Source organism: Methylophilus sp. 3sh_L, from assembly GCF_046766015.1.
Lineage (GTDB): Bacteria > Pseudomonadota > Gammaproteobacteria > Burkholderiales > Methylophilaceae > Methylophilus.
Map to the genome: position 1 here is coordinate 23,958 of NZ_JBKOUF010000003.1, position 16,893 is coordinate 40,850.

The 16,893-nt window shown below is 49.7% G+C and carries 10 protein-coding genes and 1 riboswitch; of the genes, 2 read left to right on the forward strand and 8 right to left on the reverse strand.

Annotated features, from left to right (window positions below; genetic code table 11):
• Positions 1 to 41: 41 nt before the first annotated feature.
• The 8 genes from ACIDF8_RS07885 to ACIDF8_RS07920 form a co-directional block, all read right to left on the reverse strand.
• The gene (locus ACIDF8_RS07885; RefSeq protein WP_412010075.1) at positions 42 to 653 is read right to left on the reverse strand and encodes a hypothetical protein; all 612 of its coding nucleotides are present in this window, start codon (positions 651 to 653) and stop codon (positions 42 to 44) included.
• Between the two features lie 127 nt (positions 654 to 780).
• On the reverse strand, positions 781 to 2,190 hold the full coding sequence (locus tag ACIDF8_RS07890) for a putative bifunctional diguanylate cyclase/phosphodiesterase (protein WP_412010076.1): 1,410 nt from the start codon (positions 2,188 to 2,190) through the stop codon (positions 781 to 783).
• Positions 2,191 to 2,414: 224 nt separating this feature from the next.
• Positions 2,415 to 2,499: riboswitch (cyclic di-GMP riboswitch) on the reverse strand.
• Between the two features lie 178 nt (positions 2,500 to 2,677).
• The gene (locus ACIDF8_RS07895) at positions 2,678 to 3,958 is read right to left on the reverse strand and encodes a c-type cytochrome (protein ID WP_412010077.1); all 1,281 of its coding nucleotides are present in this window, start codon (positions 3,956 to 3,958) and stop codon (positions 2,678 to 2,680) included.
• Between the two features lie 9 nt (positions 3,959 to 3,967).
• Positions 3,968 to 6,184, reverse strand: coding sequence for a xanthine dehydrogenase family protein molybdopterin-binding subunit (locus ACIDF8_RS07900; RefSeq protein ID WP_412010078.1), 2,217 nt, complete (start codon positions 6,182 to 6,184; stop codon positions 3,968 to 3,970).
• Positions 6,185 to 6,186: 2 nt separating this feature from the next.
• Positions 6,187 to 6,645, reverse strand: a complete 459-nt coding sequence (locus ACIDF8_RS07905) for a (2Fe-2S)-binding protein (RefSeq protein WP_412010079.1) — start codon at positions 6,643 to 6,645, stop codon at positions 6,187 to 6,189.
• 584 nt (positions 6,646 to 7,229) lie between these two features.
• Entirely contained in the window at positions 7,230 to 10,256 is a 3,027-nt protein-coding gene (locus ACIDF8_RS07910) for an RNA-directed DNA polymerase (RefSeq protein WP_412010080.1), read from the reverse strand.
• 391 nt (positions 10,257 to 10,647) lie between these two features.
• Entirely contained in the window at positions 10,648 to 11,178 is a 531-nt protein-coding gene (gene ssb, locus ACIDF8_RS07915; protein ID WP_275357292.1) for a single-stranded DNA-binding protein, read from the reverse strand.
• 4 nt (positions 11,179 to 11,182) lie between these two features.
• Entirely contained in the window at positions 11,183 to 12,580 is a 1,398-nt protein-coding gene (locus tag ACIDF8_RS07920) for an MFS transporter (protein ID WP_412010081.1), read from the reverse strand.
• A 78-nt stretch (positions 12,581 to 12,658) separates the two neighbouring features.
• On the opposite strand from ACIDF8_RS07920, the gene uvrA reads away from it, so the two are divergent.
• The gene (uvrA, locus tag ACIDF8_RS07925) at positions 12,659 to 15,487 is read left to right on the forward strand and encodes an excinuclease ABC subunit UvrA (RefSeq protein WP_412010082.1); all 2,829 of its coding nucleotides are present in this window, start codon (positions 12,659 to 12,661) and stop codon (positions 15,485 to 15,487) included.
• A gap of 217 nt (positions 15,488 to 15,704) precedes the next feature.
• On the forward strand, positions 15,705 to 16,781 hold the full coding sequence (locus tag ACIDF8_RS07930) for an AraC family transcriptional regulator (protein ID WP_412010083.1): 1,077 nt from the start codon (positions 15,705 to 15,707) through the stop codon (positions 16,779 to 16,781).
• The last annotated feature ends 112 nt before the right edge of the window (positions 16,782 to 16,893 follow it).

Genomic DNA, 16,893 nt, shown 5'->3' on the forward strand with positions numbered 1-16,893 from the left:
AAGTTTAGTGCCTTAAGTCAGTTTTGTCCCTGAGTGCGTAGTTAAACCGGCAAGCGTTGCAATAGCTGCTTAAGCGTAGCCTCGACTGACTCCCGCACGGCAGGTTGTTGTAGCAAAGGCGGCAGTGGCTCGCGTTGCAGGCGTGCCTGCAATGCCTTAAGCTGTTGCTGCAACTGCTGCAGTTTTTGGGGGTCGCGTTGGGGCGGGATTTCAAACTCATTTTGACTGCCATAGCCTTCAAACAGCAAGGTTTCTATCCCCACCACCAACGCCAGAATGCGGTCACCAGCAAACGCCTCATCGAAGGCCAGGTCTATCGCAGCCATGCCCTGCATGCGGCGGATGGCCTCAAACTTCCAGTTGGCTTTGCCATCAAATACCCATTCGGTCATTTCACGCGGCCCGACCTGTGTGCTTTTTGCCAACTCGTCTGGATGTTCGGTATACAGCTGCAACATCAATGCCCGCAAGTCATCGGTATGGTCACTCATGGCTTGCTTGGGGCTGAGCTCAGCGCGCACAACCGAAGAAGGCGCCGCATTTTTTACGGCGCGCGCTTCTGCCTGTGTGATATGCAGGATTGCCCACAAGCTGATTACCCAAACAAAAACCTTGAAGCAGGCAGCCCTGAAGAATGGAGCACTTAAAAGCATGCAGGCCCTTTCACCGTAAACTAAACACGTCAGTTTAATCAACCGGTCTCGGATGGGTCTTGGGAGATTTTCCTTTTTGCTTTCAGCGGTAGGCAAACGTACTGCAGGGATAGAAGATTTGCTCGCGTCAGAACAGGCCTGAAGTTGTGTGCGCCACTGGCGAAAGCAGCGGCGAAGGTAATTGTTCAAAGGCCTGTACAGGTAAAGGTTTGCTGAAAAAATACCCCTGGTATTTCATACAGTCCTTGCTGTGCAGGTATTCGAGCTGTTCTATCGTTTCTACCCCCTCGGCGATCAGGGTCATTTTCAGATGCTTACCCAGATTGACTAGCGTATCGACAATCGCCTGGTCACTTTCATTATTCAGCAAGTCGCGCACAAAGGATTGATCAATTTTTAATTGCTCAAATGGCAGGTGCTTCAAGTAGGTTAATGAGGAGTATCCGGTGCCAAAATCATCCAGCGACCAACTCATGCCAAACGCCTGCAATGCGCGCATTTTCTGGACCGTATCGTCTACCTCGTTTGCCAGCATGCTCTCGGTGAGCTCCAGTTTAATCTGGCCGGGATTGGCGCCGCTGCGCGTCACAATCTCTTGCACCTCTTGCACAAAATCAGGTTGGCGCAGCTGCGAAGTACTCACATTCACCGCAATACTCAAGTGGGATAAATGCGGATGCTCAGACCATTTCACCAACTGCGCACAGGCTTCTTTTAATACCCAATTACCAATTGGCAAAATCAGGCCGGTTTCTTCCGCGGCGGTGATAAACACGCCAGGCGGGATCATGCCCCGCTCAGGATGCTGCCAGCGCAACAAAGCTTCAGCGCCAAAAATGTGGCCTTGCGCATCCACCTGCGGCTGGTAATGCAAACAGAAATGCCCTTTGGCGAGTGCTTCACGCATATCCGCATACAGCCCGCTACGCAAAGTGATATCAGACTGCATCACAATCAAGGCAATCCCTAAAACGCCTAAGGCGGCCAGATTATTCATCCATGCCCCCACCGCCCTGATTTCTGGGTTTGCAATCAAAGACGCCTGCGTAATGCCGATGTCAGAGGAGCCGAAAATCAAACACCCCAATAGCATTACCAACGGAAAAATAACACGCAGATAAATGCCCTCTTTACGGAACACCAGCGATGCCCCTGCGGCAATCGGCAGATAATACATATGCACCGAGCGGACCACGCCGGGCAATGGAACATCGAAAACACAAATGGCGGAAATGACCACCGCCAAGCCATGCGCCATAGAAATAGCTGCCAGGCGATCCTGGCCCGCATTGATCATGGCCACCACAAGAATGCTCAATATCACCAGGGAAAAGTTAAAGGCCATTAACAGCCATTTGCCCTGCCATAGATAGTAGACGCTCCAAGCCCCCCCTAGGATGATGGAAGCCCAGGCACCGATCGCCAGCAACAGCTTCACGCGCAATTGATGCGGGTCTTGGGCAAACTGGAAAAGCTCGCCTTTAAACAGTTTGGCAACCAGTCTCAGTTGTAGAGGAGTGTTTTTAAAGTGTGGCATGAGGCGCGCCTGTCATCCAATTGACCATTGCCAATCCACCACAAACGACTGCGACAGAGGCAGTGCAAGCAAGTCATCTCTCTTTAATAAGTGGTCGATCATAAAGCCCTCATCGGCGGACACCCTCTACGGGCGGAACAACACACATGCTTTGCCAAGACGGCATAGGCCCAGCCCACACAACACACTACTTGAAAGAACTTGATACATTAACCCTTGCGGTAAATGGTAGCCCCGCTGTCATCAGCAACTGCTTTTAGACCGGAAGCTTTGCGTCCCTGCTTTTCAGCAGGTTTGCCTTTTATAATGGTACTTAACAATAGGCGACAAGTTCATCAAAGTTTGTAACGGTTGTCAATCCTCTCGACATTCAATACTGTATGTTTGTCATTAAAAAACCGCTGACAAATCTTTCTCAGCAACAATCATGCATTTTATCTGTGGCAAAAGGCCCCATTCGCAATCAAGCGATGGATAAATGCCACAGTCACTCATGTGCCGAAGCGGGCAGTTTTCGAATGTCTGCAACGGCCTTCGCACTCGTCGGTTTAAGATGATGATTCCAGGCGGACTGCATAAAACTGACTAACTGCGCCACCTCAGTATCATTCAAGGTATCTCTGAACTTTGGCATATTGAAGGGTGCTGCCACCCCTTGCGGTTTTAGCTGAGGCGAGCCATTCAAAATGACATTAATGAGTGAGGAGGGATCTGGATCCATCACAGCCGGGTTACCCGCAAGCGGTGATAAATAAGGGGCAACCCCTTTACCATCTTGTCCATGGCAAGCTGCACAATATTGCTGATAAAGCCTGGCGCCTGGGTAGTTTGTCAATGCTTTAAATTGGGCGAGTGTCGCCGCAGGATGATATTGATAAGTCGTTTGACCTTTATCGTTTGTCCCTTTTATTGTTTTTAAGTAGCTAGCAATGCCCGTTAAATCCTGGATAGACATGCCTTCAGTACTGTTATTAATGACCGTAGTCATGGTGCCGAAAGCAGAGCTATGCTGATTAGCACCTGATTTCAGGTACACAAGAATATCCGCCTCAGACCATCTGCCTAACCCGGTATTATGGTCCCCCCGTAAATTGGTGGCAGACCATCCCTCCAGGGTTTCTCCGCTTAAAAATTGATCTGAGGCATGCGTCAGCCCTTTTTCCTGATAGGCAAAACCGCGTGGCGTATGGCAAGCACCACAATGCCCCAGCCCCTGAACCAAATAAGCACCACGATTCCAGCTGGCATCTTTTGAGGCATCCGCTTGGTAACCATGCTTATCTAAAAACAGGCTATTCCAAATGGCCAAAGGGAACCTGTAATTCAATGGCCAGGGAATCTCATTCGCCCGGTTTGCTTGGCGCACCGGTTTCACGCCGTGCATGAAATACACGTAGAGGGCATGAATGTCGGCATCACTGACTTTGGCATAAGAAGGATATGGCATGGCCGGATAAAGATGATGACCATCTTTTGCCACCCCGCGCCGTAGTGCTTTGGCAAAGTCGGACTCGGTATATTTGCCGATGCCTGTCTCAGCATCAGGCGTAATGTTCGTCGTATAAATCGCGCCCACTGGCGTCAGCATGGGCAGCCCGCCGGCAAAGGCTTTGCCATGAGGAGCCGTGTGACAAGAGATGCAATCGCCTACCCGCGCAAGATACGCCCCTTTTTTGATCTCTGCCGGATTGACGGCAAACACACTCACCGAAAATGTAAAGGTGACGACTGCGAAACCTAATTTCATCAAACCTGAGGCCATGTTCATGGTGGCTCCTTATGCTTTTAGTTGATGCCCGATAGGTAGCTTGCGAATCCGTTTGCCAGTCGCTGAGAACACGGCATTTGCCAAAGCAGCCCCAATCGCCGCAGTACCCGGCTCACCAATCCCCCCCGGCGCCTCAGCGCTTTTAATCAGGTGGACATCAATAGCTGGCGCTTCATTGATACGCAGCATACGGTAATCATTAAAGTTAGTTTGCTGTACACGCCCATGCTCAATGGTGATTTCGTTATATAGCACCGCCGTCAGGCCAAAAATAACGCCCCCTTGAATTTGCGCAATCACGGTATCTGGATTCACGGTCATGCCAGAATCGACAGCAGAGACGACGCGGTCGACTTTAACCTCTCCCTGATCATTGACGGTGACATCGACCACCATGGCCAAGAAACTACCGAAAGCATGCATCACGGAGACGCCGCGACCTTGGCCTTTTGCTAATGGCTTGCCCCAACCACTCTTGCTGACCGCAAGTTGCAAGGCATTTTTCAATCTAGGCGTTTTACCGAGCAGATCCAAACGGTATTTCACCGGATCCACTTTCGCCAAATGCGCCAGTTCATCGATAAAACTCTCGACGACAAAAGTACCGCGTGTGGGCCCAACCCCCCGCCAAAACGCGGTGGGTACATCCCGCGGCTCTACCCGTACATAATCCACATACAGGTTCGGCAAATCATATGGCGGCTCTGCCGACACTTCCACTGCATCCGGGTCTACCCCGTTTTTGACTAACGGGGGCGCAAAGCGCGCCATGATGGAGGAGCCAACGATACGGTGTGACCACGCGACCGGCTTGCCGTTAGCATCCAATCCTGCTGAGATTCGGTCAAAGTAATAGGGGCGGAACATATCATGTTGAATATCCTCTTCCCGCGTCCAAATGACCTTGACCGGGCCCTTTACCTGTTTGGCAATTTTGACCGCCTGCACGACCCCATCAAACTCCAGTCGTCTGCCAAAACCACCGCCGATGAGGAAATTATGCAACCTGACTTTTTCAACCGGAATGTTGAGTGTTTTGGCCGCCATGCCCTGGGCAAACGTCGGAATTTGCGTCCCTACCCAGAGATCACAGCCAGAAGCGCTCACCTCCACAGTGCAATTCATGGGCTCCATCGTCGCATGTGCTAAAAAGGGTTGCTCATACTCTACACTCAGCGTTTTATCCGCCTTTTTGTAGGCACTGGTGGCATTACCTTGCTTTTTAGCCACGGCCCCCGGTTTCTTGGATGCCTCTCGCAGATCATTCACCAAATCACTGGTTTTTACCGCAGTGCTTTTCCCCTCATGCCATTGAATATCCAGTGCGCCCAAGCCGCGCTTGGCGGCCCAAGTATTCGTGGCGATCACAGCGACCGCATTATCTACCTTGACCACTTGCAGCACACCTGGCATTTTCAAGGCGCGGCGGTCATCTACACTTGCCAGCGTCCCGCCGAATACAGGACTGGTAGCGATCACTGCAAACTTCACATTGTCGGGGTGTGCATCAATACCAAACTTGGCCAGGCCATTTACTTTATCAGGCGTATCTAATCGCTTGGCAGCGGTGCCAATGAGTTTGAAGTCTTTAGGGTCTTTGAGAGCGACTTGCTTGGGCACAGGCAGGGTGCTGGCCACTTTGACCAACTCCCCGTAACCCAGTGTTCGTCCGGAGGCATCGTGGTAAACCACGCCAGATTTTGCATAACAGGCAGATTCGGCTACTTTCCATTGCTGTGCAGCCGCGGCAATCAGTAATGACCGACACACCGCACCGGCCTGGCGCATGGGCTCCCATAACGCACGGATGGACGTTGACCCCCCGGTCACCTGCGCTCCGAGCAGCGCATCGGCATACAGCTTTTCATTCGGGGGGGCATGTTCCAGTTTCACAGAGGGGAGATCAACCTCCAACTCTTCTGCCAACAACATGGGAATGGACGTATAAACCCCCTGCCCCATTTCCACCTTGGGCATGATCATGGTGACTTCACCCTTGGTATCAATCTTGATGAATCCATTCGGGGCGAGCACATCCTTACCGGTTTCCAGCTCGCTATAAGGCTGAGTTTGCTTGCTTTGGCTCAATGCAGGCAAACTGATACTCAGCAGCATCCCGCCAGCAGTCGTCGCACTCACCGTCGCGGCAATTTTAAGAAAATCACGTCGCGGAGGATTGGAAACCGTATATTTGTCGGCCAAGCCCTGGATAAGCCCTTGTGACATAACTAGACCCCTTCCTTAGCAGCCACCTTGATAGCGGCGCGTATACGTGGATAAGTGCCGCAGCGGCAAATATTGCCGGCCATGGCGGCATCAATTTGCGCGTCATTCGGATGAGGGTGCTGGTCAAGCAGCGCGCAGGCAGACATGATCTGGCCCGACTGACAATAACCACACTGCATCACCTCCAGATCTAGCCAGGCTTTTTGCACAGCCTGACCTGCGGGAGTTTCCCCTACCGCCTCTATGGTGGTGACCTTTTTACCGGCCACGGCCGAAATGGGTAATACACAGGAACGTGTTGCCTGCCCATCCACATGCACCGTACACGCGCCACACTGCGCGATACCACATCCAAACTTGGTTCCGGTTAAACCGATGATGTCTCTGATCACCCAAAGAAGCGGCATATCAGCGGGTGCATCCACTTGGTGGGTGATGCCATTAATATTCAGGGTTGCCATCTATGGCTCCTTCCTTGAAAACCTACGACTACTTGTGATTTTTATTATGAAATACGATTATTCATTGAAATAAATTAATTCACGAATAACTCAAGAGTGAATTAATTTAAACCCCGAATCAAGTATAAATTTATGAAATTCTTGCCTAAAACAATTTTACCTTTTGCTGTAAATCGCCATTACGCTCTTTCAAGAGATTAAATACGCTCCACAACCGATTAAGTTTGGCATCCTCCCAATTAGGATAAAGAGTCACGGGGCTCGTGCGAAACCAATGATTCTTTTGCCCTTCTGGAATATTCTTAGGTTTGGAAAAATAAAAAGGCCCTGTAAAAACAGGGCATTATCTAATTTCAATCAACACCATTCATTATTGTGTCGATCAGAACGATCTCTATCACAATAATAATCCTTAGAGCTTCCTAACCTATTGAATGAATTAATATAAATTTGTGGCCATTTAAAGAATGGCCTTGAGTTTTATTGAAAAAGCTGCTCAATTGAGTTGTCCCTTTGCTTTTTGGTCAACAAGATTTGCATTGCCCCAATAAAGTCAAATCAAGCAAACGTTGAATAAAGCGGAACTACTTTCCCTGTTTTCGGAGATGCGAAATTTCGTATCCTATTGGGACCGGTTTGAATTTGCACTTCTTAGAATGTCGTGACTGTTCTCTTCGTAATGAAAGGTGATCGATCTCGCCCAAAACGTAATAATCACTGACTCCCCCCTTAACCTGAACTACATCACGCAAATAATCTTTTACAGCAGGAGCCCTGAGACGGCTATCGCCATAAATTCGGTTGTTTACTTGTGCAACATATGCATGTAAATCACCGGCTGTTGCCTCTACCAGAGAGGCAAACGTCTTAGTATCAGAATTCCACTCCAAAGCAAACAACGCATCAATTTTCCCACGAAGCCGATGTCTATGCTCGATATTGGTCAAGTCACTGCAGATCAGAACTGAAAAGCAAAATCCTCCATGCACGTAAAGCGTAGGCTTTGAATATAGACCTGAGGGCTCAAAAAACCGACCACGCTTTCCGAGCTTTAATTTGTCTAAGCCGGCTTTTTCACCATGAGCAGGAAAGAACTTAGGCTGTAACCTAGGAATGTGGCTATTGTATCCAGGCCAATTTGTAACTAACGAGATCAAGCTATCATTACGCAGCTTTCCTGTAGTCCGATCTAAGTGATATTCCACCCCAGCCAACAGCGACACTCCATTTGTTGCCAATTTTCTCGCTACCCTCAAGGCCCATCTCAGTGGAATACTTAGCTCCGGAAAAACAATGTAATCAGGCTTCTTAGACTCTCGAAGAATCCGGTTTATTAAACCGTTGAGATTTACATATCGTGCTAATGAGCGATCGTGATTTCCTTTTGCAGCATTTTCCCACTGCTGCTCAGTTGTTTCAAAACTGGTAATTGCTGTGCGAACTAAATTCGATGATTGCCTAGGGACTATAAATGTTACAGGTCCATCATCCGATGGGAATTCTGGTGCAATACCTAAAAATGAATTAGATGCTACTCTTGCACCACGTAAAACAAGTATTGCTTGTTTAAATAAGATCGGATCAGACAAGACACTTGGGGCAACCAGCGCAATTTCATCAATACGTAGAGGACGAGTTGGGAAAGCAAGAGCAGGCCAATGAGGAGACTTAAGGTTGGTTAACATCCGTCGAAAACGACGGATACCACCAAGCCTGATCTTTCGCCTAATTTCCATCTGACGAGGAATTGCCGGACCTTTCTCGTCATTTTCTTGGCTTAGATACCAATAATCTTTATATGGGCGACGCCCCCAATCGGCCAAAAGAATCTGATGGACACATGTCTTAAGTCGGGGCAAAGTGGATGGAATCTTAATACCAGCATCCAATAATCTCAATCTATGTAACACATTCAGATAACGATTATTTAGGTCTAATGAACGCTCAGTCGCTGCCTGCAAGCCGGTCTGGATAAACGCACGCGCATACTGTCCCAAGCACAACTTAAATTTAGACAATTGATTAGCTTCGCCAACAGTAGTAGTGTTTTCGACTAATTTTGAAACACCTACAAGACAGTTAACAAGTTGAGTAGCTTCGTTAAGATCTCCGCTGGCGAGCATCAACCCAAAAACTCTCGGCAGATAACCGAAAAAATCAAAAAAACCTGTCGGCGTTAAGACATGTCTTTTAATTAGATCGTAAAATTCTTTGCGTACATCACTCCATGACTCTGGGCGTAGATCATCGGAGAAGGCTTCCAAGTCTCGGAGTAATAGAGATACCCCTAACCGCTTTACCGATACTACGTCTGCCTTTCTAAGTGCATCCACCTGTAAATTGGCCTCAGGGGTTGCAAGCAACGCCTTAGATGCCATTCTAACTCCTGTTGTTGGTACAGCAGGAAGCAAGCGATACTCGCTCGATTGAATACGAATATTTTCTCGAATATGTTGTATCAGGTCGAGACCATGCGCAGACGATAGTGCAAATATCTTCTGCTTTTTCCCGACAAAAAGAAGTTTTGAGTCCTTTGCATAGGGTAGGTTAAGCTGCAAGGATGGAGCATTTGTTCCATTACTTTCTAAAATCAATCCTGGCTGTAAAGCATCTGCTAATTTTTTAGTTACCTGTTTTGCTGTTGTCAACGACTCAGAATTTTCAAAAACAAGAAATATATCGTCGACGTATCGACCGTAATAGAGAGGCTTCAGGAGATCGACGACATCATTGTCGAAATTTGCTAGCAAGACATTTGCGATAATCTTTGAAGCTGAAAGCCCTACCGGTATCCCACCTTCTGGCCTTTCAACATAATCTGGAGTTGATCTATACCAAGTGTCGATGGCAATCAAAAGCGCTTCTGTAAACAAGATTTCTTGTCGAGAAAGCTTCAACTTTATGGATTTTAAAAATCTATCTCTTAGAAGAAACTTAGGCGATACACGATGATAAAACTGTTCAATATCCATAGTGATTGCCAAAATGTTTTTCCCAGCCTCCAAAGAAGACTCCATTGCTGATAAACCATTTTCGCGCCAGGTACGATAAGCTGAAAAATAAGGAGAAAATAGTCCGGTTGCCGTCAAATTCAATGCTGGTTGTTTAACCCTCGAATCACCAAACTGGCCATATGAACGGCGCAATTGATTCCCATACGACACTTTAGGATTAATTACCCCGTCGAACAGGTGTCCAACTTTCATTATCCACAGCGCGGAAACAATCTGAAAATCGACTGTCGGGCGGATGATTAATCGTAATTTGGCAGGTACTCGAACATTGGATTCGTGAAACCTCTGCTCCCAGTCAGTCATAGGATCGAGTGCTCTAAAATGTCCATCAGCCTCACTGTCCCATATTGATGAATCGATAGATTTTGGCAGATATGCAAAGTCGCCTATGAAGCTCAGCTCTGATGCCCAGGCAAAACCAGTAGTTAGCAGGTTTTGATGAAGTTTAGTAAGATTTTCATGAAGACTTTGCTCATACTCAGTAAATGCAAGGGCATGGAAATGAGTATTTTCATAGTAAGCCTCAACCTTAGCCTTACGATAAGCTACATAGAGATCGCCAAGGCTAATGAATCTCCCTGTCAGTCGCTCCTTCATGTACTACCCCTTTAACACATTGTTTTGACTTTTGTTCTTATTAAATATATAAACTTTGCCAACACAATAAAATTAAGACGCTTATAAGCGTTTCAAGGTTTATTGTCAGAATAAAAAGGGAGGGCCACATATACTTCCAAAATAATCAATGCTTCCAATTTTCTTCGACGAACTTACCTAATTTTTTATTTAAGTAGCTTTTAAAAAGTTACTATTATGTGATGATCTTACAGTAATTGAATAGATTACTCGCTCATGCATGATAATGTAAAATTGCAATAGCATATCTATATCTACAACAGTTGAAGCAGTAGTACTTCTAAGAGTAATAAAGCCCTGTAAAAACAGGGCTTTTCTATCTTTTACTCTACAGTATTACTTATTGTGAGTCTCAGAACGGAATATCGTCATCAAAGTCGTCAAAATTGCCAGCGGGCTTGCTAGCAGGCTGGAAGGCATTGCGGTTTGCACCACCAGCGGCGTTACCGCTGCCCATAGCAGGTTGCTGTTGGCGTGGTGGGGCCTGGTTGTAGTCGTCCATGCCGCCGCCTTGATCCATCTCACCGCCGTCATAGGAGGCGCTGCCGCCTTCACGGCCAGTGCCTAGCATTTGCATCTGGTCGGCGACGATTTCGGTGCTGTAGCGGGTGACGCCATCTTTTTCCCATTTACGGGTTTGCAGGCGGCCCTCAATATACACCGGGCGGCCTTTTTTCAGGTACTCACCGGCGATTTCGGCCAAACGGCGGTACATGACGATGTTGTGCCATTCGGTTTTTTCCTGGCGCACGCCGGATTTGTCTTTCCAGTTTTCGGTGGTGGCGATACTGAAGTTAGCCACGGCCTCACCGTTTGGCATGTAGCGCACTTCAGGGTCACGCCCGAGATTGCCCATCAAAATCACTTTGTTGACTGATGCCATGGTGTTACGACTCCCCTATTCGATTCATGATTGCTTGCGACAATGCCGCCTGAAATGCTTTGCTGCGCTGATTTTCCAACTTTACCATGAGCATGGTTTCTGAGGGAATGGCGACGACTTCATAGACGCCGTCCATCGCACGGATATCTTGCACCAGCTTGGCGGCTTGCTCGTCATTATACCCTGCTTGCAGATGGAACATTTTGGTTTTGACGCTGGGCGGGGCTTGCATGCCGAGCGCCAGGCCAAACCAGATCAGCATGAGGATGGCACAGAAGACAAACACGGTGCTGCTGCCATAGGTGTGTGAGAGCCAGCCACCGAGGGCTGCGCCTAAAAACATGCCAAAAGATTGTGCGGTGTTGTGCACGCCCATGGCGGTGCCTTTGGCAGCCACGGGTGCCATTTTGGAGATGAGTGACGGTAACGAGGCCTCAAGGATATTAAACGCCACAAAATAGGAGAACAGTGTGGCGACAATGCCCCATAAGCTGTTGAGGCTGAACATAAAGGCGATTTGCGTGACCAGCATGAGGCCGACGGCGCTGATAAACACCGGTTTGAGCTTGGCTTTTTTCTCGGCATAAATAATTGCGGGCACCATTAAGACGAATGAAATCAGCAGCACTGGTAAATAAATTTTCCAGTGAGAATTTTCGTTCATGCCGGTGCTGTGCTTGATGGCAAACGGCACCACCATGAACATGGCCATTTGGGCGCCATGGAGGCAAAAGGTGCCAAAGTTCAAACGCAATAATTGCGTATCGCGTAATACCTCACCAATTTTGGCGGGGACGGCTTGCGCATCCGAGTGAAAGTGCCCATGCAAGGGCTCAGGCACGGCAAATTTGACGACGCCAATGGCGAGGATGGACAGCACGGCGGTGAGCCAAAAAATCCCTGGCACGCCTATCCACTGATTGAGGATAGGCCCGGCCACCAGTGATACCGCAAAGGTCACGCCTATCGTGGCGCCTATCATGGCCATGGCCTGCGTGCGGTGTTCTTCGCGGGTAGAATCGGCCACCAGCGCAGTCACCACGGCAGAAATCGCGCCTGCGCCCTGAATGGCGCGCCCGACAATCACCATGTAAATATCTGCGGCAGTCGCGGCAAACACACTGCCAATGGCAAACATGACTAAACCGAGATAGATCAGTTTTTTGCGGCCGAAACGGTCAGAAGCGATGCCAAACGGTAACTGGAAAATCACTTGCATGAAGCCATAAGCGCCGAGTGCGAGACCGATCAAGGTATGGTTGTCGCCGCCTTGCAAGGTTTCGGCATAGATGGCAAAAATAGGCAGGATTAAAAACATGCCCAGCATACGTAGCCCATAGATAGAGGCAAGGGCCGCGGTGGCGCGGGTTTCTATCTGGGTCATTTTTTCGGAGAACTGCATGAATCTTTTAAGAAAACTTGGCTTAATTTCAAATAATTGCGTATATTATCAGGTTGGCTGTCTGTTCGTGAAAGTATCATGGAATTTATCAAAATTCGCGGGGCGCGCACCCATAATCTCAAGAACATCAATCTGGATATTCCGCGCAACCAGCTGGTTGTGGTCACTGGCCTGTCAGGCTCAGGAAAATCTTCACTGGCTTTTGATACCTTGTATGCAGAGGGACAGCGCCGCTACGTCGAAAGTTTATCCGCGTATGCACGCCAGTTTTTGGCACGCATGGATAAACCGGACGTCGATTTGATCGAGGGCTTATCGCCAGCCATCTCCATCGAACAAAAATCCACTTCGCACAACCCACGTTCCACCGTCGGCACCGTCACTGAAATCCACGATTACCTGCGTTTGCTGTATGCACGTGCCGGGGATCCTGAGTGCCCCGACCATGGCATCAAGCTTGAGGCGCAAACCGTGAGCCAGATGGTGGACAGTGTGCTCAAGTTGCCAGAAGACACCAAGCTGATGATTTTGGCGCCCGTGGTCTCTAACCGTAAAGGCGAGCAGCTTGATTTGTTTGATACGCTCAAGGCCCAAGGTTTTGTGCGCTTGCGCATTGATGGCAAGATCTACGAAATGGATAGCCTGCCGCAGTTGGCAAAAACTACCAAGCACAGTGTGGACGTGGTCGTCGACCGGCTTAAAGTGCGCGAAGACATGAAGCAACGGATTGCTGAATCCTTTGAAACCGCCTTGCGGTTGGCAGATGGCAAAGCAGTGGCGCTGGAGATGGATAGCGAAAAAGAGCATCTGTTCTCGGCCAAATTCTCTTGCCCGGTATGTGACTACTCACTGGCCGAACTCGAGCCGCGTTTATTCAGCTTTAACAACCCGATGGGCGCTTGCCCCAAGTGTGATGGCCTCGGTCAGGTCACGTTTTTTGATCCAAAGCGCGTGGTGGCTTTCCCGCATTTATCGCTGGCCAGTGGCGCGATTAAAGGCTGGGACAAACGTAACCAGTTTTACTTTCAGATGCTGGCCAGCTTGAGCCAGCATTATGACTTTGACTTGGAAGCACCGTTTGAGACGCTACCGGAAGAGACCCAGCAAATTCTGCTGTATGGCTCTGGCCGCGAGCAAATCGCCTTTAAATACCTCAATGAGCGAGGCACCTTCTTTAGCAAGTCGCATACCTTTGAAGGCATTATCAATAACCTGCAACGCCGTTACCGCGAGAGTGACTCGACCGCGGTGCGCGATGAGCTGGCAAAATATATCAATGCGACTGCCTGCCCGGATTGTGGCGGCACTCGTTTGCGCAAAGAGGCACGCCACGTCAAGGTCGGCGACAGAAACATTCACCAGATTTGCGAAGTGCCGCTCAAGCAAGCGCTGAATTTCTTTGAGACACTACAACTGAGCGGGCAAAAACTGGCAATTGCCGACAAAATTGTTAAAGAGATCGAAAGCCGCCTCAAGTTTTTAACCAATGTCGGCCTGGATTACTTGTCGCTGTCGCGCTCGGCAGAAACCCTGTCTGGTGGCGAAGCACAACGTATCCGCCTGGCCTCACAAATTGGCAGCGGCCTGACTGGTGTCATGTATGTGCTCGATGAGCCCTCCATCGGCTTGCACCAGCGCGATAATGACCGACTGCTGGAAACCCTCAAGCGCCTGCGTGACATTGGCAACAGCGTGATTGTTGTCGAACATGACCAGGATGCCATTCAGCTGGCAGATTTTATTGTCGACATTGGCCCTGGCGCGGGTGAACATGGCGGCAATATTGTGTCGATTGGCACGCCGGCCCAGATTGAAGCCGACCCCAACTCATTGACCGGGCAATATATCAGCGGCAAAAAACAGATTACCTTCAAGCTGCCACGCACACAGCCAGACCCCAAGCGCATGATCAAGCTCAATGGCGCCAGCGGGAACAATCTCAAAGACGTCAGTATTGAGATTCCGGTCGGCCTGCTGACTTGCGTCACGGGCGTTTCCGGCAGCGGAAAATCGACGCTGATCAATGACACGCTTTACCGCGTGGTCGCCGCACACCTGTATGGCAGCAGCACTGAGCCTGCCCCGCACCAAAGTATTGAAGGCCTGGAATTTTTTGACAAGGTGGTCGATGTTGACCAAAGCCCGATTGGCCGCACACCGCGCTCCAACCCAGCGACGTATACTGGCTTGTTTACGCCGATCCGAGACTTGTTTGCCAGCGTGCCGGAAAGCCGCGCACGCGGCTATGGGCCAGGCCGCTACTCGTTTAACGTCAAGGGCGGCCGTTGCGAAGCCTGCCAGGGCGATGGTGTGATCCGCGTGGAAATGCACTTTTTACCGGATGTGTATGTGCCTTGCGATGTCTGCAAAGGCCAGCGCTATAACCGCGAAACGCTGGAAATCCAGTTCAAGGGTAAAAATATCCACGAAGTACTGGCCATGACAGTGGAGCAAGCGCACCAGTTTTTTAATGCGCAACCGGTGATCGAGCGCAAACTGAAAACTTTGCTCGACGTGGGCCTTGGCTATATCACGCTGGGACAATCAGCCACCACGCTGTCTGGCGGTGAGGCCCAACGGGTCAAACTGGCGCTGGAACTCAGCAAACGCGACACCGGCCGCACGCTGTATATCCTAGATGAACCGACCACCGGTTTACACTTTGCCGATATCCAGTTATTGCTGGACGTGATTCACCGGTTGCGAGACGCGGGCAATACCGTGGTCATCATCGAACACAATCTGGATGTGATCAAAACTGCTGACTGGCTGATCGACATGGGTCCTGAAGGCGGCGATGGCGGAGGCGTGGTGGTCGGTGTCGGTACGCCGGAAACACTGGCAGAAAACAGTGCTAGCTACACGGGCCGCTACCTGATTCCACTGTTAAAACAGCTGAAATCCTGATTTTATCTTCCTGCTTAACCAGCCAGGCCTGCAATTGCACGCCTGGCTTTTTTCTATGCCCCTGCGTCATTGGGGTGGTATGCATCTTGCTATCTTTAAGACCTATAACAGTAAAAATTTCTTTTTAATCCAGATAGATAGCTGATGTTATCCAAAAAGTGCAGCTACTATCCGGATACTGCAGATCCTCAGGCCTGAGGGAAGAGAGAGGCGCACCATGACTGTGTTAGGCAGCACTATATTGGAGCAAAGCAGACTGGACCAATCCAGCCGCACGGACCACCGTGTGTCGGCCCTGATTGCTCAGCTGGAAACGACATTATTTAATGACGATAATCGGCTGTTTTGTTCGTCGGACATGGATGAAGTACAACAGACCGTAGGCGATATTTTCAAGCCTCACCGCCTGAAAATCCGCGACCACCGCGAGCATGGCATTGCCAGCATGCATCATGTGCGACAAGGCGCCTTGTCTTTAAACCGCTTGCAGTATCAGCATGAAGTGGTGATAGACCCCGACCGGTTGAATGATTTTTTTCTGGTGCATATCCCGATGAATGGCAGTTCCACCATCCGCTGCGGCAATCACCGCTTCTTGTCTACGCCAGACAATGCTTCGCTGGTGTCACCGACCTTACCGCTGGAAATTGAATGGGAGGCGGGCAGCGCCGATGTTATTTTGCGCATAGAACGCGCCCGCCTCGACAAACACTGTGCCCAGCACTTAGGGCTGCAGCAGTTAGAAAAACCGCTGGAGTTTCATCCTGACTTGCAACTGCAAACCGCCGCCGGACAGTATTTTTTAAGGCTGGTGAGCATGCTGGCGGACAATATGCAGAGCCCGTTTCCGCAGTTAAGCGAACCCATCGTGTTTGAGCAGTTTGAGTCCACCCTGTTTAATGCCCTGCTGTATGGCCAACCTCACAATCTGTGTATGAAAGCCCCGATTACCAATATTGCGCCGTTCTACATCAAGCGGGTAGAAGACTATATTCATGCCCATACCGCCGATAGCATGACCATAGAATCGCTGGCGGCGGTTGCCGGGGTCAGTGCCCGCACCTTGTTCGCGGGCTTTCAGCGCTACCGGGGCTTGAGCCCGATGGATTACCTGCGGCAAGTCAGGCTGGACCGCGTGCGGGAGATGCTGTTATCGGAACAAACGGCACACCTGTCAGTGACTGAAATCGCCATGCAATGGGGATTTAACCACATGGGCCGGTTTGCGATTGATTATAAAAAACGCTTCGGCGAATCACCTTCAGCCAGCCGCAGGTTTGGGCCTGGGCATTGATGCTCAGTGAGCAGTAGCCATCATCAGACCTCATGGCTAGACCTAAGTCCCACGATGACCTAAGTCAGGTGATGGGCGCATCACAGCGCAATGTGCTGAAGCCTTGCGGATG

Excerpts from the sequence above, each read along its gene's own strand:
- ACIDF8_RS07885 (WP_412010075.1), bottom strand. The coding sequence starts at position 653 with ATGCTTTTAAGTGCTCCATTCTTCAGGGCTGCCTGCTTCAAGGTTTTT.
- ACIDF8_RS07890 (WP_412010076.1), bottom strand. The coding sequence starts at position 2,190 with ATGCCACACTTTAAAAACACTCCTCTACAACTGAGACTGGTTGCCAAA.
- ACIDF8_RS07895 (WP_412010077.1), bottom strand. The coding sequence starts at position 3,958 with ATGAACATGGCCTCAGGTTTGATGAAATTAGGTTTCGCAGTCGTCACC.
- ACIDF8_RS07900 (WP_412010078.1), bottom strand. The coding sequence starts at position 6,184 with ATGTCACAAGGGCTTATCCAGGGCTTGGCCGACAAATATACGGTTTCC.
- ACIDF8_RS07905 (WP_412010079.1), bottom strand. The coding sequence starts at position 6,645 with ATGGCAACCCTGAATATTAATGGCATCACCCACCAAGTGGATGCACCC.
- ACIDF8_RS07910 (WP_412010080.1), bottom strand. The coding sequence starts at position 10,256 with ATGAAGGAGCGACTGACAGGGAGATTCATTAGCCTTGGCGATCTCTAT.
- ssb (WP_275357292.1), bottom strand. The coding sequence starts at position 11,178 with ATGGCATCAGTCAACAAAGTGATTTTGATGGGCAATCTCGGGCGTGAC.
- ACIDF8_RS07920 (WP_412010081.1), bottom strand. The coding sequence starts at position 12,580 with ATGCAGTTCTCCGAAAAAATGACCCAGATAGAAACCCGCGCCACCGCG.
- uvrA (WP_412010082.1), top strand. The coding sequence starts at position 12,659 with ATGGAATTTATCAAAATTCGCGGGGCGCGCACCCATAATCTCAAGAAC.
- ACIDF8_RS07930 (WP_412010083.1), top strand. The coding sequence starts at position 15,705 with ATGACTGTGTTAGGCAGCACTATATTGGAGCAAAGCAGACTGGACCAA.